General features: G+C 42.5%; 1 protein-coding gene and 1 pseudogene. Both read left to right on the plus strand.

Features of this window, described 5'->3' with window-relative positions; all coding sequences use genetic code 11:
- A pseudogene (locus ACFIJL_RS09595) lies at window positions 1-285 on the plus strand (phage portal protein); the annotation flags it as partial.
- Window positions 286-298: 13 nt separating this feature from the next.
- On the plus strand, window positions 299-976 hold a 678-nt coding region (locus ACFIJL_RS09600), incomplete at its 3' end, for a hypothetical protein (protein ID WP_375624490.1).

Consider the following 976-nt stretch of genomic DNA (forward strand, 5'->3'; position numbering starts at 1 on the left):
GAGAAGTTCCAACAGCAACAAATGGCACAACAACAGCAGATGGACCCCGAGCAGGAAATGAAGTTGCAGGAAAAGCAACAAGACTTAGAGACGAAAGCACAGATGCATCAGATGGATTTGCAACAAAAGCAGATTGATCTTTTTGTGCATCAAGAGAGAGCAAAAACAGACGCAGAACTGATGAAGCAACGCTATGAGATTGAACGGCAGAAGCTTCTCAATGATCAGGCACATAATCAGATTATGCGAGAGCGAATAGCATTACACAGAGGTATGCATAGTTAAGAGAGGTGAAAGAATGAATGCAGAAATGAATGAAGCTATGAATGAAGATTACAGAGTTGGAGCACCGGTCTTTGATGATGAGAGCTCTTTTGATGCCGGCACTTATGATGGTGAAACGATTGATAATGATGATGTCACCTCTCCAGAGCCGGTTGCACAGCCTGTTGAAAAACCTTCAGAAATTGTTCCTAGCATAGAGCAGCAGCGTATGGAGCAACAAGCCAAACAAGCCCGTGAAGCGCTTGTAAAGTTTTATGAACCCCAATCCCAGACGCCAATGGTTGAAGGTGAAAATGCACCCCCAGACCCTACACAAGACATTATTGGCTATATGAGTTGGATGGGAAAAAAGCTACAAGAGCAGGATGCGTATATTAGGGAACAGAAAGAAGCGCTAAGACAAGCTGAGGAACGGCAGCAGCATGATATACGTCTTGGTGAATTTTTTAATAATTCTGTTAAGTCGTTTCAAAATAAATCCAGTGATTTTGACGCCGCGGCAAATTTTCTTTATGAGGCACGCGCAAAGGAATTGAGTTCTTGGTCATCACTTTATCCTGAGTATGGACAACAAAACACAATAGATGCGATTATAAGAGATCAATTGCATGCTCTTGTAGCGACTTGTGCACAAAGAGATCTCAATCCGGCAGAAGAGATTTATAGAATAGCGCAAAATCTTGGCTATCAG

This window comes from Bartonella sp. TT119HLJHH, assembly GCF_042193385.1.
In the GTDB taxonomy this organism is placed as follows: Bacteria; Pseudomonadota; Alphaproteobacteria; order Rhizobiales; family Rhizobiaceae; genus Bartonella.